Annotated in this window: 17 protein-coding genes, 2 tRNA genes and 1 rRNA gene; 10 read left to right on the forward strand and 10 right to left on the reverse strand. The window is 60.5% G+C overall.

What is annotated here, in order from left to right; all coding sequences use genetic code 11:
• Positions 1-3: 3 nt before the first annotated feature.
• Both ACYQ47_RS22860 and ACYQ47_RS22865 read right to left on the reverse strand, forming a co-directional pair.
• The gene (locus tag ACYQ47_RS22860) at positions 4-510 is read right to left on the reverse strand and encodes a YbhB/YbcL family Raf kinase inhibitor-like protein (RefSeq protein ID WP_250465911.1); all 507 of its coding nucleotides are present in this window, start codon (positions 508-510) and stop codon (positions 4-6) included.
• Positions 511-765: 255 nt separating this feature from the next.
• Positions 766-1029 (reverse strand): hypothetical protein, encoded by a 264-nt coding sequence (locus tag ACYQ47_RS22865; RefSeq protein WP_459909440.1) that lies wholly within the window; start codon positions 1027-1029, stop codon positions 766-768.
• Here ACYQ47_RS22865 and ACYQ47_RS22870 point away from each other — a divergent pair.
• The gene (locus ACYQ47_RS22870; protein ID WP_250509719.1) at positions 928-1587 is read left to right on the forward strand and encodes a response regulator; all 660 of its coding nucleotides are present in this window, start codon (positions 928-930) and stop codon (positions 1585-1587) included. The genes ACYQ47_RS22865 and ACYQ47_RS22870 overlap by 102 nt on opposite strands.
• A 99-nt stretch (positions 1588-1686) precedes the next feature.
• Here ACYQ47_RS22870 and ACYQ47_RS22875 read toward each other — a convergent pair whose 3' ends face one another.
• Positions 1687-2373 carry an orotate phosphoribosyltransferase gene (locus ACYQ47_RS22875; protein ID WP_244826459.1) on the reverse strand — a complete coding sequence of 229 codons (687 nt, stop codon included), beginning with the start codon at positions 2371-2373 and terminating at the stop codon, positions 1687-1689.
• Positions 2374-2628: 255 nt separating this feature from the next.
• Here ACYQ47_RS22875 and ACYQ47_RS22880 point away from each other — a divergent pair, with 255 nt between their 5' ends.
• Positions 2629-3855 carry an MFS transporter gene (locus tag ACYQ47_RS22880; protein ID WP_459907068.1) on the forward strand — a complete coding sequence of 409 codons (1227 nt, stop codon included), beginning with the start codon at positions 2629-2631 and terminating at the stop codon, positions 3853-3855.
• Positions 3856-4098: 243 nt separating this feature from the next.
• Positions 4099-6378: an NADP-dependent malic enzyme gene (locus ACYQ47_RS22885; protein ID WP_459907070.1), complete on the forward strand. Its 2280-nt coding sequence runs from the start codon at positions 4099-4101 to the stop codon at positions 6376-6378.
• A 113-nt stretch (positions 6379-6491) separates the two neighbouring features.
• Here the strand turns inward: ACYQ47_RS22885 and ACYQ47_RS22890 are convergent, their stop codons facing one another.
• A complete protein-coding gene (locus tag ACYQ47_RS22890; protein ID WP_459907072.1) occupies positions 6492-10079 on the reverse strand; it encodes an indolepyruvate ferredoxin oxidoreductase family protein in 3588 nt (1195 codons plus the stop codon).
• Positions 10080-10426: 347 nt separating this feature from the next.
• On the opposite strand from ACYQ47_RS22890, the gene ACYQ47_RS22895 reads away from it, so the two are divergent.
• Entirely contained in the window at positions 10427-10630 is a 204-nt protein-coding gene (locus ACYQ47_RS22895; RefSeq protein ID WP_250509602.1) for a hypothetical protein, read from the forward strand.
• 113 nt (positions 10631-10743) lie between these two features.
• Here ACYQ47_RS22895 and hppD read toward each other — a convergent pair whose 3' ends face one another.
• Entirely contained in the window at positions 10744-11847 is a 1104-nt protein-coding gene (hppD, locus tag ACYQ47_RS22900; protein ID WP_459907075.1) for a 4-hydroxyphenylpyruvate dioxygenase, read from the reverse strand.
• A 135-nt stretch (positions 11848-11982) separates the two neighbouring features.
• On the opposite strand from hppD, the gene ACYQ47_RS22905 reads away from it, so the two are divergent.
• Positions 11983-12486: an Lrp/AsnC family transcriptional regulator gene (locus tag ACYQ47_RS22905; protein ID WP_244826453.1), complete on the forward strand. Its 504-nt coding sequence runs from the start codon at positions 11983-11985 to the stop codon at positions 12484-12486.
• A gap of 56 nt (positions 12487-12542) precedes the next feature.
• Here the strand turns inward: ACYQ47_RS22905 and ACYQ47_RS22910 are convergent, their stop codons facing one another.
• From ACYQ47_RS22910 to ACYQ47_RS22925, 4 genes are all read right to left on the reverse strand, one after another.
• Positions 12543-13175 carry a GNAT family N-acetyltransferase gene (locus ACYQ47_RS22910; protein ID WP_459909279.1) on the reverse strand — a complete coding sequence of 211 codons (633 nt, stop codon included), beginning with the start codon at positions 13173-13175 and terminating at the stop codon, positions 12543-12545.
• Between the two features lie 235 nt (positions 13176-13410).
• Positions 13411-14016 (reverse strand): TetR/AcrR family transcriptional regulator, encoded by a 606-nt coding sequence (locus tag ACYQ47_RS22915; RefSeq protein WP_250509599.1) that lies wholly within the window; start codon positions 14014-14016, stop codon positions 13411-13413.
• A 28-nt stretch (positions 14017-14044) separates the two neighbouring features.
• Positions 14045-14845: a DUF1835 domain-containing protein gene (locus tag ACYQ47_RS22920; RefSeq protein WP_459907078.1), complete on the reverse strand. Its 801-nt coding sequence runs from the start codon at positions 14843-14845 to the stop codon at positions 14045-14047.
• A gap of 166 nt (positions 14846-15011) precedes the next feature.
• Complete coding sequence (locus ACYQ47_RS22925) at positions 15012-16481, reverse strand: MFS transporter (protein ID WP_244826449.1); 1470 nt, start codon at positions 16479-16481, stop codon at positions 15012-15014.
• A gap of 181 nt (positions 16482-16662) precedes the next feature.
• Here ACYQ47_RS22925 and ACYQ47_RS22930 point away from each other — a divergent pair, with 181 nt between their 5' ends.
• Positions 16663-17925, forward strand: coding sequence for a TIGR03862 family flavoprotein (locus ACYQ47_RS22930; RefSeq protein WP_459907080.1), 1263 nt, complete (start codon positions 16663-16665; stop codon positions 17923-17925).
• Between the two features lie 7 nt (positions 17926-17932).
• Here ACYQ47_RS22930 and ACYQ47_RS22935 read toward each other — a convergent pair whose 3' ends face one another.
• Positions 17933-19111, reverse strand: coding sequence for a methyltransferase (locus ACYQ47_RS22935; protein WP_250465890.1), 1179 nt, complete (start codon positions 19109-19111; stop codon positions 17933-17935).
• Between the two features lie 179 nt (positions 19112-19290).
• On the opposite strand from ACYQ47_RS22935, the gene ACYQ47_RS22940 reads away from it, so the two are divergent.
• The 4 genes from ACYQ47_RS22940 (at position 19291) to ACYQ47_RS22955 (ending at position 22861) form a co-directional block, all read left to right on the forward strand.
• The gene (locus tag ACYQ47_RS22940) at positions 19291-20586 is read left to right on the forward strand and encodes an SGNH/GDSL hydrolase family protein (protein WP_459907083.1); all 1296 of its coding nucleotides are present in this window, start codon (positions 19291-19293) and stop codon (positions 20584-20586) included.
• A gap of 469 nt (positions 20587-21055) precedes the next feature.
• Positions 21056-22588, forward strand: a 16S ribosomal RNA gene (locus ACYQ47_RS22945).
• Between the two features lie 64 nt (positions 22589-22652).
• Positions 22653-22729: transfer RNA gene (locus ACYQ47_RS22950), tRNA-Ile, on the forward strand.
• Positions 22730-22785: 56 nt separating this feature from the next.
• Positions 22786-22861 (forward strand) — tRNA-Ala (locus ACYQ47_RS22955).
• Positions 22862-23161 lie beyond the last annotated feature (300 nt).

Here is a 23161-nt window from a genome sequence, read left to right on the forward strand (position 1 = left end):
TCATTACCGGCCGTAAGTGAACGTCAACTGCGCCGAAGCGATGCTTACCGTGCGGATTTCGTGTTCGAACATCAGCGCGGGCGTACCCTGCCGCAGCCGCAGATCGTCGCTGCGCAGCGCATACACCGTCACGATATAGCGGTGCGCCTTGCCAGGCGGAGGGCACGGACCGCCGTAACCGTCGGTATCCCAGTCGTTGCGGGCTTCCACCGCGCTCATTTTGCGCAGCGCGCCGGCGGCGCTCGCATTGGCCGGTATATGCGTCACACCCGCCGGAATGCCAGCGACGGCCCAATGCCACCAGCCGCGGCCGGGGGCGTCGGGATCGAATACGGTGATCGCAAAACTGCGCGTATCGGTGGGCGCGCCGCGCCATGAAAGCTGCGGTGAGCGATTGCCGCCCTTGCAGTCGGATTCATTGAAAAGAAGATCGCGCGAAACCGGCTTTCCCGGAACTAGATCGACGCTTGAAACGGTGAATGCCGGTTCAGCCACGGCGTCTTGTGGCATGAAAATCACCGTCAATATCCACGTCGAGAGTGCGAATAACGTAAGACCGGCCGGACTCTCGGTTCGACATGCGAGGCGCATGTAGCTGACTCCTGTCAGTGTCGTTGCGCCTTATATCAGCGTTTCGATGGCTGCAACGATGTTTTTTGTCTCAGTGATGCGCTTCATGCCAAGTTGCAGTTTAACATTGCAACAAAGCATTAAAAGCTTGCACCTTGAGACTAAACCTATGGCGCAGTTCAAATGTGTCTGAAATTAAAAACGAGATGACGCCTTGACGGCGGCGACTTCGGCAGCTATCAAAGAGAAAATGAATATCCCGACAGTGATTCGCGCGGCATCAGACGAACCAATATTCTGGGGCAGTAAATGAGCCAGCGAATAAAAGTCATCATTGCAGACGATCATCCGGTCATCTTGTTCGGCGCCACTCAGGCGCTCAACAAGTTTCCGGAGGTCGACGTCATTGGTCAGGCCAAGCAATCCACCGAGCTTATTCAATTGCTGCAAAAATCGCATTGCGACGTTCTCGTAACCGATCTTGCAATGCCGGGCGGCTCTTATGGCGATGGCATGCCGCTGCTCGGCTATATCGGCAGGCAATTTCCCCGGGTAAAACTCGTTGTCCTGACCATGCTGGAAAACCCGGCCTTGCTCAAACGTCTGCGCGAAGTCGGTGTCATGTCGATAATCAACAAAGCCGACGACATGAACCATATCGGCTGGGCAATTCAGCACGTCATGCGTGGTCAGGAGTATCTCGGGCCATCGGTCAAGGCGGCGCTCGACAGCATGGGAATGAGCGGAAGCGGTCAGCAACGCAGCGTGATTCTTTCCAAGCGTGAACTCGAAGTGGTGCGGCTCTTCGTCTCGGGCATGACGATCACTGAAATAGCGGGGCAATTGCGGCGCAGTATTAAAACCATCAGCACGCAAAAGAACACCGCTATGCGCAAACTGGGTATCGAGCGAGATTCCGAATTGTTTCAGTATGCACAAAGTAATGGCTTGATGAATCTCTCGGCATATTCGGGCGACGGTTCCGTGGAAGACGTGCCCATTCCAGATTCAAATTAGGTTCGCAGTATTTAACCGCTGGACGAATTGAAAAAAGCCGCTGATGTCATGTCAGCGGCTTTTTCGTTTCGATTCTCAACCAGCGATTGCTTTAAAGACTTATTGCGGCGCAGCCGTCGCTCCGCCGTGTGCCGCCGACCATTCGGCAGGCGCGTGCAGGAATTTCTCGACCTCATCCAGCGTCTTCGATTCGAAATAGCCTTGTTCCTTGGCGACGCGCAGCACGTCCCACCACGTCGCGAGCGCGTGCAGATTCACGTCGATATCCTTCAGCACCGACACGCTCTCTTTGAAGATGTTGTAGTGAAAGAGCACGAAGCAGTCGTTCACCGTTGCGCCGGCCGTGCGCAGCGCATTGATGAAGTTGATCTTGCTGCGGCTGTCGGTGGTCAGGTCTTCCACCAGCAGCACGCGCTGGCCTTCGGTTAGAAGACCTTCGATCTGCGCGTTGCGACCAAAACCCTTGGGCTTCTTGCGAACGTATTGCATCGGCACCATCAGGCGATCCGCCAGCCACGCCGCGAAAGGAATACCCGCCGTCTCGCCGCCTGCAACCGCGTCGATTTGTTCGTAGCCGACGTCGCGCAGAATGGTCGCCTCGGCCATTTCCATCAGACCGCGACGCACGCGCGGATAGGAAATCAGCTTGCGGCAGTCGATATACACCGGGCTCGCCCAGCCGGACGTGAAGATATACGGTTTTTCCGCGTTGAAGTGCACCGCCTGTACTTCGAGCAAAATCTTGGCGGTGGTGTCGGAGATCGTCTGGCGATCGAAGCCTGTCATGGGCGAATCCTTGGACTTGGATGGTGGCGCTTGGTCGAAGCGGGAGGCGGCCGCGTGGGGCCCTGGCGCATTAACAGGCAGAACGAGCCGCTTTTAGGCGGCGTTCGTGCGGTTCCTGCGCGCGTAGGCCGAAATTTTACCCGAGGTGAGACGTTCGGGCGAGCGGCGCTCGGGACAGCGCCTATTTTTTGAGCGTCTTGTAGCCGCGTGGTCGTCGCACTTAAACTCGCGCAACTTCGCCCGCCGTGCTCCCACATGACTCCCGCTTCCCCTTCCGTCGATACCCCGAATCACCGCCACGCGCTGCACGCGCTCATCGCTTCCATTCTCGGCTATGCGATGGACGGCTTCGATCTCCTGATCCTCGGCTTCATGCTGCCCGCGATCGCCGTGGATCTGCACCTCACGCCCGCGCAGGCAGGGTCGCTCGTCACGTGGACGCTGGCTGGCGCGGTCGCGGGCGGCGTGGTGTTCGGCATGCTCTCCGATTACTTCGGCCGTGTGCGCATGCTGACCTGGACCATTCTCCTGTTCGCCGTCTTCACCGGCCTGTGCGCGCTTGCAAGAGGATACGGCGACTTGCTGGTCTATCGCACCATCGCGGGCATTGGGTTGGGCGGGGAGTTCGGCATTGGCATGGCACTCGTCGCCGAGGCATGGCCGGCTCGGCTGCGGGCGCGCGTGTCCTCGTATGTCGGGCTTGGCTGGCAACTCGGCGTGCTCGCCGCCGCGCTTCTCACGCCGCTTTTGCTGCCGATGATCGGCTGGCGCGGCATGTTCGCCGTCGGCTTGTTGCCGGCGGTCGCGTCGTTCTTCGTGCGGCGCAAGGTCGCCGAACCCGCGCCCTTCACGGAACGTCGCGCGAAGCACGCGCCGCGCAAGCTGCCGCTCGGACGTCTCTTCGACACCGCGCGCACGACGCGTGCGAGCCTCGGCGTGATCGTGCTGTGCTCGGTGCAGAATTTCGGCTATTACGGGCTGATGATCTGGCTGCCCAGTTATCTATCCAAGACCTTCGGCTATTCGCTCACGAAGTCGGGTCTCTGGACCGCCGTCACCGTGCTCGGCATGGCGCTCGGCATCTGGCTCTTCGGCGTCGCGGCCGACCGCTTCGGCCGCAAGCCCGCGTTTCTCTTCTATCAGATCGGCGCGGTGGCAATGGTCTTCGTCTATTCGAACTTGACGAGCCCCGGCGCGTTGCTGGTAGGCGGCGCGGTCATGGGCGTGTTCGTCAACGGAATGATCGGCGGTTACGGCGCGCTCATCTCCGAAATCTATCCGACCGAGGCGCGCGCCACCGCACAAAACGTGCTGTTCAATATCGGCCGCGCGGTCGGCGGACTGGGTCCGGTCGTGGTTGGCGCGCTTGCCGCGAAGTATTCGTTCGCGACTGCGCTCGCCTTGCTGGCATCGATCTATTTACTCGATATATTTGCCACGCTCTTTCTCATTCCCGAGAAACGCGGCGCCGAACTCGACTGATCAACCGTTCGGCCTAGGGAAAATGCTGCTGCGCGCCATCTGGAAGGCGAGGTGTACACTGGTCGTCCCAAAAATTAAAGCTCCGGCCGTCCCGTTTGATCCTTACGGGCGGCACGCCGCGTCTATCCGATGCGCCGGGCGACTGAAGACATTGGTCCATCGAATCACACTCCACACTCAATGTTGAGCGGTCGTCGGCGGTGTGAACCCTGTTCAAAATATTTCTAACGTCTCAGGCTAATCATGGACGAACAACTGAAGCAAAGCGCTCTCGCATATCACCAATATCCGCGTCCGGGCAAGATCTCCGTCACGCCGACCAAACCGCTTTCCAATCAGCTGGATTTATCGCTTGCGTATTCGCCGGGTGTAGCCGCCGCATGCATGGCGATCTTCGATGAACCGCTCGACGCGCAGAAATACACCTCGCGCGCGAATCTCGTCGGCGTGGTGACGAACGGCACGGCGGTGCTCGGCCTCGGCAACATCGGTCCGCTCGCGGCCAAGCCGGTGATGGAAGGAAAAGGGTGTCTGTTCAAGAAGTTCGCGGGCATCGACGTGTTCGACATCGAGCTCGACGAGACCGATCCCGACAAGCTCGTCGATGCAATCGCCATGCTCGAACCGACGCTCGGTGGCATCAACCTCGAAGACATCAAGGCGCCGGAATGCTTCTATATCGAGAAGAAGCTGCGCGAGCGCATGAAGATTCCCGTTTTCCATGACGATCAGCACGGCACGGCGATCATCGCGTCGGCGGCAATCCTCAACGGCCTGAAAGTGGTCGGCAAGAAGCTCGACGAAATCAAGCTCGTCTGTTCGGGCGCGGGCGCAGCCGCTATCGCGTGTCTGGACTTGCTCGTCGATCTGGGCTTGAAGAAGTCGAACACGCTCGTCGTCGATTCGAAGGGCGTGATCTACGAAGGGCGCGGCAACCTCGATGTGTCGAAGGAGCGCTATCAGGCGACCACCGACGCGCGTACGCTCGCCGATGCCATCGATCAGGCCGACGTTTTCCTCGGTTGTTCGAGCGCGGGCGTGCTCAGGCCCGAGATGGTCAAGGTGATGGCCGACAAGCCGCTGATTCTCGCGCTTGCCAATCCCGAGCCGGAAATTCGTCCGGAGGAAGCGAAGAAGGTGCGGCCGGACTGCATCATCGCGACTGGCCGTTCGGACTATCCGAATCAGGTCAACAACGTGCTGTGCTTCCCGTTCATCTTCCGTGGCGCGCTGGACGTGGGCGCCACGACCATTACCGAAGAGATGAAGCTCGCGTGCGTGCGCGCGATCGCCGAACTCGCGGAAGAAACCGACCAGGGCGATGAAGTCGCGAAAGCCTACGAAGGCCATTCGCTCGAATTCGGCCCGGAATATCTGATCCCGAAACCGTTCGATCCGCGACTCATCATCAAGATTGCGCCGGCCGTGGCGCAGGCCGCGATGGATTCGGGCGTGGCGACGCGTCCGATTCAGGACATGGACGCGTATCGCGAGACGCTCGGCGCGACGGTGTATCGCACCGGCATGGTGATGCGGCCGGTGTTCGTGGCGGCGAAGGCTGCGCCCGCGCGCATCGCGTTTGCAGAAGGTGAAGACGAGCGCGTGCTGCGCGCCGCGCAGTTCGTGTTGTTGGAGAAGATCGCGAAGCCGATCATCATCGGCCGGCCGGCTGTCGTCGAAATGCGTCTGCAGAAGATGGGCTCGAAGCTCAAGCCTGGCGTCGATTTCGAGATCGTGAACCCGGAAGACGATCCGCGTTATCAAAAGAGCTGGCAGGCGTATCACGAAATCGCCGCGCGTGAAGGCGTGACGCCCGAAAGCGCGAAGGCCGCGCTGCGCAAGTTCAACACGCTGATCGGCGCGATCCTGGTTCATACCGGCGACGCCGACGGCATGATCTGCGGTCTCATCGACACGTATCAGGATCACCTCAAGTTCATCGATCAGGTGTTGGGCAAGTCCGAAGGCGCAAACAACTTCGCGGCGATGAATCTGCTGATGCTGCAAGGGCGCAATCTTTTCATCAGCGATACCTACGTCAACGAAACGCCAACGCCCGAGCAGCTTGCTGACATGACGATCCTCGCCGCGCGCGAGATCGAGCGCTTCGGCATTTCGCCGAAGGTGGCGCTGGTGTCGAACTCGAACTTCGGCAGCGTGCCGAGCGCGTCGAGCAAGCGGATGGCCGAAGCACGCAAGCTGATCGCCGAACGCGCGCCGGGCCTCGAAGTCGATGGCGAAATGCACGGCGACGCCGCGTTGTCGGAAGCGGTACGCAAGGCTTCGTTCCCCGGCACGACGCTCACCGGCGAAGCGAACCTGCTCATCATGCCGAACGTGGAAGCCGCGAACATCACGTACAACCTGCTCAAGATGGTGAGCGGCGAGGGCGTGACGGTCGGACCGTTCCTGCTGGGCGCGGCAAAACCCGTACACATCCTGACGCCGGCCGCGACCGTGCGACGGATCATCAATATGACGGCGGTGGCTTCGGCGAACGCGAAGGTGGCGAATAACAAGTAAGGGCAAAACGGCGGCTTCTCGGAGAGGTCGCCGCTTCTCTTTGGACGCACGAAAGACAAAAGGGCGGTCCTCGCGGATCGCCCTTTTGTTTCAAACAGCGCGTAACCCAGGCCTTACGCTACCTGTCGCGCCTGACCGCCCTCGTTGTTTCTCCACCGCGTCAGCAGCGCATTCCACTTGATCCGCGCCGCCTTCACGTTGTTGTCCTTCACGTGGCCGTAACCGCGCATCGAATCCGGCAGATTCGCCAGTTCGATGGCAAGCGCCAGCTTCTGCGGCGTCAATCCACCGATCAGCTCCTTCACCAGCGCCTCGTATTCCACGATCAGCGCGCGCTCCATCTTCCGCTCCTCGGTTCTGCCGAACGGATCGAGCGCCGTGCCGCGCAGAAACTTGAGCTTCGCGAGCCCGCGCATGGCGGACATCATCCACGGGCCATATTGCTTTTTCACCAGATGGCCGTGCTGGTCCTTCTTCGACATGCTCGGCGGCGCGAGATGGAACTTGATCTTCCAGTCGCCTTCGAAACTGTTCTTCACCTTGTCGAGGAAAGCGGGGTCCGCATAGAGACGCGCGACTTCGTACTCGTCCTTGTACGCCATCAGCTTGTGCAGATTCTTCGCGACGGCTTCGGTCAATTGATATTGGCCATCGCCGACGCCGAGTTCCGCCTCGGCGGCACGCACCGACGCGACGAGTCGGCCATAACGCGTTGCATACGCGGTGTTCTGATACTTCGCAAGATAGTCGAGGCGCTTGTCGATGAGCGCGTCGAGCGCCTTCGGCGTGTGCAGCGCAATGATCTTGCCCGCGCCTTCCGGCGCGCTGCCGCGTTGCGCTTCGGTCAGCTTGCGTAGCGAGTCGAGATCGTGCGCGGCGCGACGGCCCCATTCGAACGCGGCCAGATTCTTTTCGACCTGTACGGCGTTCAATTCGATCGCGCGCACGAGCGATTCATGCCGCAACGGCACCCAGCCTTTTTGCCATGCGTAGCCGAGCACGAACGGATTCGTGTAAATGGCGTCGCCCATTAGCGCGACGGCGAAGCGGTTGGCATCGACGAGCGCGACATGTTCGCCCGCCGCCGCACGGATGTCGGCTTCAGCGCTCGCGCCGGGAAAGCGCCAGTTCGGGTCCTTGATGAACGCAGCGGTCGGCGTCTGCGCGCTGTTCACGACCACGCGCGTGTGATCCGGCTGCATGCGCGAGCCGCATTCGTCGCTGGCGGTGACGATCGCATCGCAACCGATGACGAGATCCGCCTCGCCCATGGCAATGCGCGTTGCGTGAATATCGCCCGGACGGTTGGCAATCTGCACGTGGCTCATCACCGCGCCGCCTTTCTGCGCGAGGCCGGTGACGTCGAGCACGGTCACGCCTTTCTGCTCCAGATGCGCCGCCATGCCAAGCAGCGCGCCGATGGTCACGACGCCCGTGCCGCCGACGCCCGTCACCAGCACGCCATATGGCCGGCCGATATCCGGCAGGTCAGGCGCGGGCAGGGCCGGCATGCCGCCGGCTTCGACAGTCGTCGCCTTCGGCTTCTTCAACTGACCGCCTTCGACCGTGACGAAACTCGGGCAAAAGCCGTTCAGACACGAATAGTCCTTGTTGCAACTCGACTGATTGATCTGCCGCTTCGTGCCGTACTCGGTATCGAGCGGTTCGACCGAAAGGCAGTTCGACTTCACCGAACAGTCGCCGCAACCTTCGCAGACCGCTTCGTTGATCACCACGCGCTTCGCCGGATCGGGAAACGCGCCGCGCTTTCTGCGGCGGCGCTTTTCGGTCGCGCAGGTTTGGTCGTAGATCAGGATGGACGTGCCGGGAATCTCGCGTAGTTGCCGCTGAATGTCGTCGAGTTCATCGCGATGATGCACGTCGATGCCCGGCGCGAGTCCCGTGCTCGGCGTGTACTTCTCGGGCTGATCCGTGACGATGACGATGCGCGCCGCGCCTTCCGCCGCGAGCTGATGCGTGATCTGCGGCACGGTCAGCACGCCGTCGACGGGTTGGCCGCCGGTCATCGCGACGGCGTCGTTATAAAGAATCTTGTAGGTGATGTTCACCTTCGCCGCGATCGCCGCGCGAATGGCGAGCAGGCCGGAGTGGAAGTAGGTGCCGTCGCCGAGATTGGCGAAGACGTGCTTGTCGTTCGTGAACGGCGCCTGGCCGACCCACGCGACGCCTTCGCCGCCCATCTGACTGAACGTGCTCGTGCTGCGGTCCATCCACACCGTCATGTAGTGGCAGCCGATTCCCGCCATCGCGCGCGAGCCTTCAGGCACGTTCGTCGACGTGTTGTGCGGACAGCCCGAGCAGAACCACGGCTTGCGCTCCACTTCCACACGCGGACGCGCGAGCGCTTTCTCTTTCGCCTCGATCACGGCAATGCGCGCCGCGATGCCCGCGCGCACATCGGCGGGCAGATCGAACTTTTCGAGACGCGTCGCAATGGCCTTCGCGATGATCGCTGGCGAGAGTTCGTAGTGCGCGGGCAGCAACCAGTTGCCCATCGGCACGGACCATTCGCCGCCTGCACCGTCTTTCTCGTCGAACTTGCCGAAGACGCGCGGACGTTGCGCATCGGGCCAGTTGTACAACTCCTCCTTGATCGCGTATTCGAGAATCTGGCGCTTTTCCTCGACCACCAGAATCTCGTCGAGACCGCGCGCGAATTCGTGCGCGCCTTGCGCTTCGAGCGGCCACACGCAGCCGACCTTATAGAGACGAATGCCGATTTGCGCGCAGGTGGCGTCGTCGAGACCGAGATCGGTCAACGCCTGACGCACGTCGAGGTACGCCTTGCCCGCCGTCATGACGCCGAAGCGTGCGTTGGGCGAATCGATTTCCACGCGGTCCAGCTTGTTCGCGCGCACGTAGGCGAGCGCGGCGTACCACTTGTAGTCGAGCAGACGCGCTTCCTGCACGAGCGGCGGATCGGGCCAGCGAATGTTCAGGCCGCCGTCGGGCATGGCGAAATCGGTCGGAATCACGATCTTCGTGCGATGCGGATCGATATCCACCGACGCCGACGATTCCACCACGTCGGTCACGCATTTCATCGCGACCCAGAGGCCGGAGTAGCGGCTCATCGCCCAGCCGTGCAGGCCGAAGTCGAGATATTCCTGCACGTTCGACGGAAACAGAACCGGCAGGCCGCACGCCTTGAAAATGTGTTCGGATTGATGCGCGAGCGTCGATGACTTCGCGGCGTGGTCGTCACCAGCGAGCACGAGCACGCCGCCGTGCGTCGCCGAACCAGCCGAATTGCCGTGTTTGAAGACATCGCCGGTGCGGTCGACGCCCGGACCCTTGCCGTACCACATCGAGAAGACGCCGTCATATTTGGCGCTCGGGTACAGGTTGCCCTGTTGCGAGCCCCAAACGGCGGTGGCCGCGAGGTCTTCGTTTACGCCGGGCTGAAACACGACCTGATGTCCGGCGAGATGCTTTTTCGCCTTCCAGAGCGACTGGTCGAGTCCGCCGAGCGGCGACCCGCGATAACCGGAAATGAATCCAGCGGTGTTGAGGCCAGCGGCTTTGTCGCGCTCTTGCTGCAGCATCGGCAGACGCACCAGCGCCTGGATGCCGCTCATATAGGCGCGGCCGCGTTCCAGCGTGTATTTGTCGTCTAGCGTGACGGATTTGAGTGCGGCTTCTAGCGAAGCTCTTTGTTCTGCGTCTAGCGGGGCGTTCATTCTGTGTACTCCTCCACCCGAGTTTGGGATCACCAAAGCATGTTCCGGGCCGCAGCGTCTTGTGAACGCTCAGGCCGGGACTTCCCAGTTTGCCGATGCTCACGGATTTCAGACAGTGGTACTAACCCGTTGAAAAATACGCACTTACTCGCGCTTTGCATTGAAACGTTGCCGCAAGTGGGCGATTCAGGACAGTTTTGTTACGGCGTGTAAGTTCGACCGAATCGTGGAACCCATGCGCGGATGCATGTCTAAATGAGCGCTTGTGGGGATCGCGCGCCATTCCGGAAGGAATGCGGCGGTCGTTGCAAGTGCCGTAAATCGCAGTCAGAAGGAGTTAATTAAAAATGAAGCAACGTCACATCCAGAGTTTTTTAATGGTATCGGCGGCCTTTTTCGCTATCAACGCACCGATTGGCGGTGCGCGTGCGAATGCGCCGCAAAATGCGGCATCGCCCGTTCCGCGAATTTCGCAAGTCCGCGTGCCGTCGGCACAAACCGGCGCCGGCATGCGCCGTGAATCCGAACGCAGCGACGACACGGCCGCATAAAGCCAATCGCTCTATTCTTCGCTCCTCGGCGCTGTCGAACGAATCGCGGAAAAGAAGAAGGGACATGAACCTGAAAGGTCATGTCCCTTTTCTTTTAGCGCTTACGCTGGTTACTAGTTGGCGGTCGTGTCTTTCAGCACGCCACGGCGCATCTGATCCAGTTCGATCGATTCGAACAGCGCCTTGAAGTTGCCTTCACCGAAGCCCTGATTGCCCTTGCGCTGAATGATCTCGAAGAAAATCGGCCCGATCTGGTTCTCGGTGAAGATTTGCAGCAGGATTTCGTCGTGCACACCGTCGATCAAAATCTTGCGCTTCTTTAGTTCCGCGACCGATTCGCCGTGGTCCGGCACGCGCCGATCCACGAGTTCGTAGTAAGTGTCGATGGTATCGAGAAGCGCGATTTTCGACGCGCGAAGGCCGTCGACCGTGTTGTAGATGTCGTCCGTCCCGAGCGCGATGTGCTGAATGCCTTCGCCGCGATACGCGTCCAGATATTCCTGAATCTGGCCGGCATTTTCCGAACCTTCTTCGTTGATCGGAATACGGATCTTGCCGCAGGGCGAGCTCATCGCCTTGGACTTGACAGCCGTCACTTTTCCTTCGATGTCGAAATAACGCGCTTCGCGGAAATTGAAAAGCCGCTCGTAAAACTCGGCCCATTCGACCATCCGGCCGCGATGCACGTTATGCGTGAGGTGATCGATATACGTGAGGCCGTTGCCAACCGGATTCGGCGAAGCGCCGGGAATCGGCTCGAAATCGACGTCGTAAATGCTGATGTCGCCGATGCTGCCCGGCTGCGCGCCGTTCTTGCCGCGCCAGCGATCGACGAAGTAGATCAGCGAATCGCCGATTCCCTTGATCGCCGGAATGTTCAATTCCATCGGGCCGTTCTTGTTGTCGAAGCCCCACGCGCCCAATTCCAGCGCGCGTTTGTAGGCTTGAGCGGCATCGGCGACGCGGAATGCGATGGCGCAAATCGACGGGCCGTGCAGGCGCGCAAAGCGCTGCGCGAACGAATCCGGCTCCGCGTTGACGATGAAATTAATTTCGCCTTGCCGGTAAAGGGTCACGTCCTTGTGACGGTGCCGCGCAATGGCGGTGAAACCCATTTGCTCGAACAGTTTGCCGAGCGCGACGGGATCGGGCGCGGTGTATTCGATGAATTCGAAGCCGTCGGTGCCAACGGGATTTTCCCAAGTCGATGCGGTCATGCGCGTGTCTCCTGATATTCGTTTCGATATTGAGACAGTCTAGTCAAGCTGGAGAAGCAAAAGCTTGCGAAACAAATCGCGTGTTTCTAAGATTGCGCAACAACCTGCCGTCTCACGCTTCAAACGAGCCAGAACGTGCCCGAAATAGAACTCGACACCATCGACAGGAAGATTCTCGCGATCCTTCAGGAAAACGGCCGGCTTTCGAATCAGGAAATCGCGGATAGAGTCAGTTTGTCACCGAGTCCGTGCTTGCGGCGCATTCGGCGCCTGGAAGAACTTGGCGTGATTCGCGGCTACGTCGCGCTGCTCGACGCGAAAAAGCTCGGGCTTGGGCTGCTCGCCTACATCAACGTGCGACTGGAAAAACGCGGCGGCGTTCCACTCGCGGCCGGTTCGCAGAATCCGCCAACGCATGCTGATCTGTTTCGCGACGCGGTGCGCGCGTGGGACGAAGTCGTCGCGTGCGACGCGATGACTGGCGAAATGGACTTTCTGCTGCGCGTTCAGGTACGCGACATGGAGCACTTTTCGCGCTTCATGCAGGAACGGCTGCTGCACCATCCTTCGGTGATCGACGTGCGTTCGAGTTTCTCGCTCGAACGAATCAAGGACACGACGGCGCTGCCGTTGCGTTGAAATGAAAAAGGGCGGTCAGAGCCGCTCTTTCTTTGGTGAGATACGTGGACTGCGATTCAGGCCACGGTTGCCGCAGGCATGAACGCCTGAAAAACCTTCGACGCCCGATGGGCCTGCCGTTTGATCGCGTAATCGAAGACGGCGGCCTGTTCCTGAAGCATCTCGGCCATGATGCTGCCTTGATCGGCGGGCGCGAGCGAGAGATACGCGTCCGCTTCGCCATATGCGTATTCGATCTTCATCCCCGATTTCCGGGCGATGTGCATCATGGTCTTGTTGCGCGACAAACAATGCATGTAGAGCTGCGAGACTTTCGAATTGCGGCTGCGCATGGCGGCGCGCTCGAACATTTTGGTGCCGATGCCCCGGCCACGCGCGCTTTCGAGAACTGAGACGCCGAACTCGGCGGTGCGCTTTTCACCATCGACCGGAAGATAGGCCAGATGGCCGACGCCGATCAACTGCAGCGCGTTGTCGAACACGCCAAAAACGGCGTCGTTAGCAAAGTTGATGTTGCGAACGTAATTCTCGATGACGTGATCCGGCACGATCTGCCCGAAACGCAGCAGCCGGTCGTCTTCGTCGAGCGCAAGGAAGTGTGTCTGCAGCCGTTCGCGATCAGCCGACGACAACTCGCGGACCAGAACCGGCAGACGCGCGGATGCAGGCAGCGGATCGCTAGCGAATATCTGCGCGGCAGTGCGGTCGATGTTCAATTCCACGATGATTCTCCTCGGTGATGCGGGCATGTTGCACAGCAAAAACAATTTTAGCCCAATCGAGGAAGGCGGGTACGGGAAAACCCTTAATCAAAGCTGGAGGACACGTTCTAAATAGCTACGGAAAACGTTTGTAATCTATAAAAATCATGGACTTATAGAGTGTGTCAACGTGCAACAGCTTCATGCTGCGACGCAATATCGCTCAGGCTTCAGTATTCAGGCCGCTTTCAATCATCGCGACGACTTGCTCGCCGAACTCACGATACCCGAGCCTGCCGCCCGGTTTGAGCCACGTGAAAGTCCAGTTGATCATGCCGAAAACCATCATGGTCAGCGCGGTTTGATTTTCTCTCGTCACGCGCTTCGGGTACGCGCGCGCCAGTTGTCGCGCGAACGCAGCGACGATATCCCGCTGGCGATCCAGAACGATCTCGCGCTGCACGTCTTCCAGATATTTGACGTCGTTCAATAGCGCGACGTGCCGGCTATGAGAGGTCTCGTATTCGGCAAGGAACGCCCGCACCAGTTCAGCGAAAGCCTCGCGCTCGCCCAGTCCGCGTCGCTGGCTCGCGGCTTCCACTTCCGCGATGATCAGCATCAGCCGCTTAGTGTAGCGGTCGAGCAGATCGAAAAGAATCGCTTCCTTGCTCTCGTAATAATGATAGAGGCGCGCTTTCGACGTGCCGCTCGCGGCTGCCAAGTCGGCCATCGACGTGCTGGGGTAACTCGTCTGCGCGAATTTCGCGGCGGCAAGCTCCAGAATCTGTTCGCGTTGCGTCTCGTGATCGGGCGCTTTGGTTCGGGCCATTGGGTCGGAAGATGCGTTCTTGTCGGTTTTAGCGCCGCAATTCGGCCTGCACGATATCCGACGGCGTGCCGCGTATTTTAAGCCGGCCCGCCGTGACGAGTTCGCGGCATCGCCAGAAAGCGATCGAATCGCTGAGAAGGAAATCGAAGCGGCGCGCCATTGCGCCACCGGCGATCCGCCGCGCGGGCTGCCATTCGGGGCTGGCTAGGTCGAGCAGGGCTTCGTCGACGTCGAACCAGCTTCCCGAAACCAGCATGTTGTCGCGCAGCCGACGTGTCTCCGCGCTCGCATGCTTCGCCTCCTGCCATTCGAGCGCCAGCCGGCTAATGCGCAGCACCGAAATCGGCGCGGCGCTCGGCAACTTCTTTAGCAACTGTCCAGGTGAAAACATGCCGACAGCGGTCGCGCGATCGGCACGCCGGAGCGGATCGGAATGCGCGTCGGATGCTTCGATCGACAGGTCGTCGTAGTTGAGCTTCGCCTCGTTAAGACGTTGCGGCACGTTGCGCAGATGGTAGGCGACGCGCCGCAAGGTGAGCTGGTCGGCCGCGCTCTGTCCGTGCCACACGACAATCTGCGCGTCGCCGCGCACGAGGCGTGTCAAGAGCGCCTGCTGCGCTTCGAGTTCGTCCTCGAATTCATTCGTGCTGTTGAGCACTTGACGCCAAAACGCTGCGCGCGTGAGCGAAGTGTCGTCGGCGTCTCTGAGCGGGCCGACCGCGAGATCGTCGCGCAGAGGGATGACACGGTCTGGACGGTCGGCTAGTCGAAGCGCTTCGGCGAGAGACAGGGCCGCGCTGTCGCCATTGGTGACGTGGATCGTGGTCATTGTTGTGGATTTGCCAGAAGGACTCGTGTTTTGCCGCTCGGACGAGCAGCAATCAGTCTACGCGAATCGATTTGCGACCGGCTGTGGGCTGGCGCGCTTCGGCAAACCATTTCAGAAGCGCGAACGGCGCGACCGCGAGGCCACGCCGTTCTAGCCGAAAGACGCCTTATCGCGTGCCGCTGGCGGCGAAATCCTCGGCATCGACGTCATAGCCGGACGGTTCCCAGTGCACCGCGAACAGCGCGATCAAGCCGAGAAGCGGCGCTACCGCGATGATCCAGAACACCTTCGTGCCCAGCGCCGCCGACAGCACCGGAAACAGGAACAGGGACACGGTGGAACTAGCGCGCATCAACGTCTGATTGAAGCCGACGCCCACGCCGCGCAATGACGTCGGATAACTCAGCGACGCAAACGTCATGCTGTGCGAGCCCGGTCCGACGCCCTGGCCGAGCAGGAACGCGGCGAGCAGCGCGATCGCGATCGCCACCTGCGCACCGGTTGCCGGCTTGCCGACGACAGCGAGCCCGACGAGCGCCACCAACTGAAACGCGTAGCCGATCACGGTCAGATTCCACGCGCCGTACTTCGGCACGGTGCGCACGGAGAACAGGCCGCCCGTGAACGCGAACAGCAGATTGAGCGCGAGCGAGGCGAGAATCGTGGTGAGCATCGACTGCGCGAGGAAGCTCGAAATGATCACCGGCAAGCCGAACGCGACCGCGTTGTAGGCGAAGGACGATGCAATCGCAATGACGGTCGCGAGCACGGTCCTGCGTAAATACACGCCGCGCAGAAGCGCGCCGTAGTTGCTCCACGTCGCCTTGCGCGCCTTCGGAACGGTCGATGCAGCCGCTTCGACGCGAACCTCGACGCCATACGAACGTTTGAGAATCTCGGCGGCGCCCTTGAGATCGCCCTGATTCGCGGCCCACACGGGCGACTCGCTCATGTAACGGCTGCGAATCGCGATGATGAGAATGGCCGGCACAGCGCCGAAGCCGAGAATCAGCCGCCACAGCAAGCCTGCGTGATGCGCCGGCAGTACCGCGTACAAACCGAGCACCAGCAGATAGGACACGCTGATCGCGGCGTACCACGTTGGACACCACATGGCGACGCGCGCGGCCTTGTTGCCACGGCCTTGCAGACGCGAAAATTCGGCGAGAAAGGCCATTGCCACCGGAAGATCGATGCCAACGCCCAGCCCCATCACGAAGCGCGCGCCGCCGAGCACCCACGCGTTGGGCGCGAACGCGCAGGCAATGGCCGCGATCACGAAGAAGAACATGTCCGCCATGAAGACGCGGTATCGGCCGATCTTGTCGGTGAGATAGCCGCCGAGAAATGCGCCGATGATCGCGCCGAACGTGATCGCCGATGCGACGAAACCGGTTCCCGTCGGGCTCAGCGAGAACTCACGGGCGATGTCCTTGATGCCGAACGCGAGCGCGCCGAGATCGTAGGCATCGAGGAAAATGCCGCCGAGCGCGATGGCGACGACCACGCGCGCGTCGCTGCCGATGGCGGCGCCACGATTGACGAGACTGGAGACATCGGCGGCGCTGCGGATGACGGGGCGCGCATCGGCGGCGGCCGGAGCGGAAGCGCGTTCGGACGCGAGTGAGACGGACATAAGCGGGCGGAAAGTGAAAAAGTGTTGATGCAGCGAATCGCGCGATGCTACTGGCAGGGCTTGCCGCGACCAAATTCTTTTTTGTTATTTAATGACTTACGCGCGCCGGCGGGCTTTTCAGGCTGCAAGTTTCATCGGCGCGGATGCGACAATCGCGGCTCTTTTTCTTTTTCCATTCAGCATGGCGCCTGCAGAAAACATCGAAACGGTGAACGTCGCGGTCGTCGGTGGCGGACCGGCCGGGCTCATGGCCGCCGAGGCGCTCGCGGCGGGCGGCGCGCGCGTGGATGTCTTCGACGCGATGCCATCGGTCGGCCGCAAATTCCTGATGGCGGGCAAGGGCGGCATGAATCTGACGCACTCCGAAGCTGCCGACGCGTTTCTAGGCCGCTACGGCGCGCGCAGCGCCGAAATCGCGCCGCTCCTTGCTCGCTTCGATGCCGACGCGCTTCGCCAATGGGTGCACGGCCTTGGCGTGGAAACGTTCGTTGGCAGTTCCGGCCGCGTCTTTCCGCGCGACATGAAGGCCGCGCCGATGCTGCGGGCCTGGCTGCATCGGCTGCGCGCGTCCGGCGTGACGCTGCATATGCGGAATCGATGGCTCGGTTTCACTGACGACGGCGCCTCGATCTCGCGCTTCGCGACGCCCGACGGGGAAAAGTGCATTCGTCACGACGCGCTGATCCTCGCAGCGGGAGGCGCGAGCTGGCCGCAACTCGGCTCGGATGGCGGCGCAATTGCGCATCTCGCCGCGCGCGGTGTGCCGGTGCGGCCTTTCGTGCCGTCCAATTGCGGTTTCGATACCGACTGGTCGCCGCATTTCCAAAGCCGCTTCGCGGGCGAGCCGCTCAAGGCGGTGGCGATCGGTGTGGCGCGCGCGGACGGCCGGCTCGACTGGCGCACCGGCGAAGCGCTGATTACGGACAATGGTATCGAAGGAAGTCTGATTTACGCGCTGTCGGCGTCAATCCGCAATCGGCTCGCCGAAAACGACGGCGGAGCATCGACCATTCTGCTCGATCTAGTTCCGCAGCTTTCCGCCGAGCGGGTGCGTGCGGAGGTGCTGCATCCACGTGGCGCGCGCTCGCTGTCGAGTCATTTGCAAAGCCGCCTGCATCTGACCGGCGTGAAAGCGGGCTTGCTGCGGGAATGTCTGACAAAGGCGGAATTCGGCGATCCCGAAACGCTCGCCGCACGCATCAAGGCGCTGCCGTTGCGCGTCTTACGCCCGCGTCCGATCGCCGAGGCGATCAGCAGCGCGGGCGGCGTGGCGTTCGAAGCGCTCGACGAGCGCTCGATGCTTACCGCGTTGCCCGGCGTGTTCTGCGCGGGCGAAATGCTCGACTGGGAAGCGCCGACAGGCGGTTATTTATTGACGGCGTGTTTTGCGAGCGGGCTCGTGGCTGGGGAAGGCGCGCTCGCGTGGCTGGCGTCGCGCGGCTGAAGCGCGCTCAGGCCGCCACCAAGCGCCACAACGAAGTCACTTCCTTCGAGCGCGCCGCATACAGCGGATCGGTTTTATCGAATGCACGCGGATGCTGCGGCCGAATATCGATGCGGCCATCCACTTTCAATTTCGCCGCGTCGATCCACTCCTGCAACTGCGCGCGCGTGCGCAGCCCGAGATGCTCGGCGAAATCGGACAGAATCAGCCAGCCTTCGCCGCCGGGCGTGAGATGCGCGGCGAGGCCATCGAGAAAACCGCGCAGCATCCGGCTTTCGGGATCGTAGATCGCGTGCTCGATCGCCGAACTCGGCCGCGCGGGCAGCCACGGCGGATTGCACACGACGAGCGGCGCGCGTCCTTCAGGAAAGAGATTCGCTTCGACCACATTCACTTGGCGATTCAGCCCGAGCTGCCCGATGTTTTCGCGTGCACAAGCCAACGCACGCGGATCGAGGTCCGTCGCGACGATTCGTTCGACGCCGCGCCGTGCAAGCACCGCCGCCAAAACGCCCGTACCGGTACCGATATCGAAGGCCAGCGAAGTCGACGGAAGCGGCTGATTGGCAACGAGGTTGATGTATTCGCCCCGCACAGGCGAGAAAACGCCGTAATAGGGATGAATCTTCCCGCCCACCGCCGCGACATCCACGCCTTTCTTGCGCCACTCGTGCGCGCCGACCAGCCCGAGCACTTCTCGCAACGAAACCACCGACGCGTCACGAGCCGCGCCGTACGCTTCTTCGCACGCTTCCTGTACATTCGGCGCGCGGCGCAGCGGAATCGCATACTGCTCGTCTAGCGGCAGAAGCAGCATCGCCAGCGTTCGCGCACGTTGCGACTGCGCCAGACGATGCAGATTGAAGGTATCGACCGGCGAAGCAGCCGCCGCTTTTTCCCTTTCCGCCGCCGCCTTTTTCGGCTTGCGCGGCTTGTTGTCGATACGGCGCGCCATCGCCTGAAGCAACTGCCGCGCGTTTTGATAATCTCCGCGCCAAAGAATGCCGGTTCCTTCGCAGGCAAGGCGATACGCGTTGTCGGCCGTCATCTGGTCGTCGCCAATGACAATGCGCTTTGGCGCCGGGTTGCTGCTTTCCGAGCGCCAGCGGGCGGAGCGTTCTTCGCCGTCCTCTTCCCAGTGCAGGATTGGCGGAGTGTCGGCGTGAGGCGTGCTTTTAGATTGCATTGTTGTCTTTTGATGTGCGGGCCAGCGGCTGCCGGCCGCAAAGTGAACTGGCAGCATTTTGATGCCATTTCACTCGCGCCGGTCGCACCTTTCGAGTTTTGAAGGCGAATCGGGCGCGGTCGATCAGGCACAATCCACGTTTTGTCACAATCGAGCGCTCGTCGGAACGCCATCGCCGAATGAAATTCAGAATTATTGCCTCGCTGTGCGCGGCCGCGCTTGCCGCGCAATTCGCCTTCGCGCCGCAGACGCTCGCCGCCGAATCCGCCGACGCCGCGGCCAACGAACATTGGGTCAGCGCCTGGGGCACGGTTTTGCAGTCCATTCCCCAATTAGCCAATCTGCCGCCGCTGTACCGGGCACCTGAAGTGGGCGGGCGGACGGTTCGGCAGTTGATCTATCCGCAACTCGACGGGAAACGACTCCGGCTGCGCGTCAGCAATCTGTATGGAACGGAGCCGCTTGTCATCGAATCGATGAGCGTCTCAAGTGCCGTCAGCGGCAGCAGTCCGGCCATCCGCGCGGGTAGCGCAAAGCCAGTGGCGTTCGGTGGACACAACGCGGTAACCGTTCCGCCAGGCGGCCAGGCGACCAGCGATCCCATAGCGTTCGATGTCACCGCGTTCCAGCCAGTCGCTGTGAGCACATTCATGGGTAAGGATCAGAAACTCGTGGCGTGGCATCGGGTCTCGAGTCAGGTGAATTACGTTTCGTCGCCCGGCAATCACGCAAACGACGCTTCCGCCGATGCGTTTCGCACGCGCTTTACCCAATACGCGTGGCTGACGAATGTGTCGGTCGAACATCCGTCCGCGCAGACGGTGGTGGCAATCGGCGATTCAATCACCGACGGCATGCGCTCGACGCTGAACGCCAACCGAAGCTGGCCGGATGTGCTCGCCAGACAGGTCGCGCAGAAAAGTGGCGGTCAGGCGGCGATAGTGAACGCGGGCATCAGCGGCAATCGGCTCCTCAGCAATTCGCCGTGCTATGGAGAGGCGCTCGTCAGCCGTTTCGAGCGCGACGCACTGCGTCAGCCGGGCGTGCGGGCGATCATCGTGTTGATCGGCATCAACGACATCAACTTTGCGGCGATGCCCGCGCACGCTGGACTCGACTGCGACGCGCCGCACACGGAAGTCAACGCCGACGCGCTGGTGCGCGGATACCAGCGGCTGATCGCGCAGGCGCATCAGCGCGGCATCAAGATCTACGGCGCGACGCTCACGCCCGCAGCGCTGCCGCCGGAACGCGAGGCCATCCGGATGGCGGTGAACGCGTCTATCCGTTCGAGCCATGCGTTCGATGGCGTGATCGATTTCGATCAGGCGCTTCGCGATCCGGCGCGCCCGAACGTCCTGCAACGGCGTTTCGATAGCGGCGACCACATCCATCCAAGCGATGCCGGCTACGCAGCGATGGCCGCAGCCGTTCCCTTCGACATGGTGTTTGGGCAGGCAAAAGCGGCGCATTGAGGTGCTTCAAAAAAAGTTGGCTCGCTGTCTTGCCATTGGCGTTCGCATCGCCTAATATTCCGCTCCTCGTCGCAAGACGGGAGCCGCCAGCGAAACAGGCGGCCTCGAAGTCGGCAGATTTTGATGCGAAAGCGGAAATAAGCTGTTGACAACGAGAAAAAGATTCCTCATAATCTCGTTTCTCTGCTGCAGATGCAGCGACGCAAGACGAAGCGGTGCTGAGCAAAATGCTTGGTGCGCTTGGCGGGAAGTCTTGGCGAATGTGCTCTTTAAAAACTAACAGCCGATAAGTGTGGGCACTTGATGGCGCGAGCGGTTCTGACCTTTTGGGGTTGGGACGTTTAGCGAAAGTTATCAAGTCTCACACAGTATTAGAGGAAGGTTTATCTGTCGAAAGACGGATTGATCATCGTCAGTACGTTGAGTGAGCGACCGGTTGGTAAAACAACCGAAAACAGTAACAGGCATTGAACTGAAGAGTTTGATCCTGGCTCAGATTGAACGCTGGCGGCATGCCTTACACATGCAAGTCGAACGGCAGCACGGGGGCAACCCTGGTGGCGAGTGGCGAACGGGTGAGTAATACATCGGAACGTGTCCTGTAGTGGGGGATAGCCCGGCGAAAGCCGGATTAATACCGCATACGATCTACGGAAGAAAGCGGGGGATCCTTCGGGACCTCGCGCTATAGGGGCGGCCGATGGCAGATTAGCTAGTTGGTGGGGTAAAGGCCTACCAAGGCGACGATCTGTAGCTGGTCTGAGAGGACGACCAGCCACACTGGGACTGAGACACGGCCCAGACTCCTACGGGAGGCAGCAGTGGGGAATTTTGGACAATGGGGGCAACCCTGATCCAGCAATGCCGCGTGTGTGAAGAAGGCCTTCGGGTTGTAAAGCACTTTTGTCCGGAAAGAAAACCTGCCTGTTAATACCGGGTGGGGATGACGGTACCGGAAGAATAAGCACCGGCTAACTACGTGCCAGCAGCCGCGGTAATACGTAGGGTGCGAGCGTTAATCGGAATTACTGGGCGTAAAGCGTGCGCAGGCGGTCTGTTAAGACCGATGTGAAATCCCCGGGCTTAACCTGGGAACTGCATTGGTGACTGGCAGGCTAGAGTATGGCAGAGGGGGGTAGAATTCCACGTGTAGCAGTGAAATGCGTAGAGATGTGGAGGAATACCGATGGCGAAGGCAGCCCCCTGGGCCAATACTGACGCTCATGCACGAAAGCGTGGGGAGCAAACAGGATTAGATACCCTGGTAGTCCACGCCCTAAACGATGTCAACTAGTTGTTGGGGATTCATTTCCTTAGTAACGTAGCTAACGCGTGAAGTTGACCGCCTGGGGAGTACGGTCGCAAGATTAAAACTCAAAGGAATTGACGGGGACCCGCACAAGCGGTGGATGATGTGGATTAATTCGATGCAACGCGAAAAACCTTACCTACCCTTGACATGGACGAAACCCGGGTGAGAGCCTGGGGTGCTCGAAAGAGAATCGTCGCACAGGTGCTGCATGGCTGTCGTCAGCTCGTGTCGTGAGATGTTGGGTTAAGTCCCGCAACGAGCGCAACCCTTGTCCTTAGTTGCTACGCAAGAGCACTCTAGGGAGACTGCCGGTGACAAACCGGAGGAAGGTGGGGATGACGTCAAGTCCTCATGGCCCTTATGGGTAGGGCTTCACACGTCATACAATGGTCGGAACAGAGGGTTGCCAAGCCGCGAGGTGGAGCCAATCCCAGAAAACCGATCGTAGTCCGGATCGCAGTCTGCAACTCGACTGCGTGAAGCTGGAATCGCTAGTAATCGCGGATCAGCATGCCGCGGTGAATACGTTCCCGGGTCTTGTACACACCGCCCGTCACACCATGGGAGTGGGTTTTACCAGAAGTGGCTAGTCTAACCGCAAGGAGGACGGTCACCACGGTAGGATTCATGACTGGGGTGAAGTCGTAACAAGGTAGCCGTATCGGAAGGTGCGGCTGGATCACCTCCTTTCTCGAGCTTAAACGCTCGCCCACTCAAGTGTTCACGCTTATCGGCTGTCAGAAAGACAGGCTAAGGGTCTGTAGCTCAGTCGGTTAGAGCACCGTCTTGATAAGGCGGGGGTCGTTGGTTCGAATCCAACCAGACCCACCACCCGGGCAAGCGGTGCTTGAAACGACCAAGCGAGCAGACTGAGTCAGGCACACACGGGGGGATTAGCTCAGCTGGGAGAGCACCTGCTTTGCAAGCAGGGGGTCGTCGGTTCGATCCCGTCATCCTCCACCAATCCTCAATGCACAGCGCTGAACGCGGGGTTCAACGTTGCGCATTGGCGATTGAGCCAGTCAGCGCGGGTAGGTGATCGAATTTGATCATGCTATCGGCTGTCGTTCTTTAACAATCTGGAAGAAGTAGTAAAGAGATTATTCGAAAGCACTTAGAGATGGGTGTGAGTAGGGTAATCAGGGTTGTGATTGTATCAAGTATGAAAAGGTGATCGAAAGATTGCTTTGGAATACGGCACAACGCGAATACTCAACCTATGACGGTGGGCTTAAAGGCAGCAATGCTGGCAGACACACTCGT

Source organism: Caballeronia sp. HLA56 (assembly GCF_054655155.1).

Bases quoted from the DNA above. Each gene is read 5' to 3' on its own strand.
- ACYQ47_RS22860 (WP_250465911.1), bottom strand. From the start codon at position 510: ATGCCACAAGACGCCGTGGCTGAACCGGCATTCACCGTTTCAAGCGTC.
- ACYQ47_RS22865 (WP_459909440.1), bottom strand. From the start codon at position 1,029: ATGCGATTTTTGCAGCAATTGAATAAGCTCGGTGGATTGCTTGGCCTG.
- ACYQ47_RS22875 (WP_244826459.1), bottom strand. From the start codon at position 2,373: ATGACAGGCTTCGATCGCCAGACGATCTCCGACACCACCGCCAAGATT.
- ACYQ47_RS22880 (WP_459907068.1), top strand. From the start codon at position 2,629: ATGACTCCCGCTTCCCCTTCCGTCGATACCCCGAATCACCGCCACGCG.
- ACYQ47_RS22885 (WP_459907070.1), top strand. From the start codon at position 4,099: ATGGACGAACAACTGAAGCAAAGCGCTCTCGCATATCACCAATATCCG.
- ACYQ47_RS22890 (WP_459907072.1), bottom strand. From the start codon at position 10,079: ATGAACGCCCCGCTAGACGCAGAACAAAGAGCTTCGCTAGAAGCCGCA.
- ACYQ47_RS22895 (WP_250509602.1), top strand. From the start codon at position 10,427: ATGAAGCAACGTCACATCCAGAGTTTTTTAATGGTATCGGCGGCCTTT.
- hppD (WP_459907075.1), bottom strand. From the start codon at position 11,847: ATGACCGCATCGACTTGGGAAAATCCCGTTGGCACCGACGGCTTCGAA.
- ACYQ47_RS22915 (WP_250509599.1), bottom strand. From the start codon at position 14,016: ATGGCCCGAACCAAAGCGCCCGATCACGAGACGCAACGCGAACAGATT.
- ACYQ47_RS22920 (WP_459907078.1), bottom strand. From the start codon at position 14,845: ATGACCACGATCCACGTCACCAATGGCGACAGCGCGGCCCTGTCTCTC.
- ACYQ47_RS22925 (WP_244826449.1), bottom strand. From the start codon at position 16,481: ATGTCCGTCTCACTCGCGTCCGAACGCGCTTCCGCTCCGGCCGCCGCC.
- ACYQ47_RS22930 (WP_459907080.1), top strand. From the start codon at position 16,663: ATGGCGCCTGCAGAAAACATCGAAACGGTGAACGTCGCGGTCGTCGGT.
- ACYQ47_RS22935 (WP_250465890.1), bottom strand. From the start codon at position 19,111: ATGCAATCTAAAAGCACGCCTCACGCCGACACTCCGCCAATCCTGCAC.
- ACYQ47_RS22940 (WP_459907083.1), top strand. From the start codon at position 19,291: ATGAAATTCAGAATTATTGCCTCGCTGTGCGCGGCCGCGCTTGCCGCG.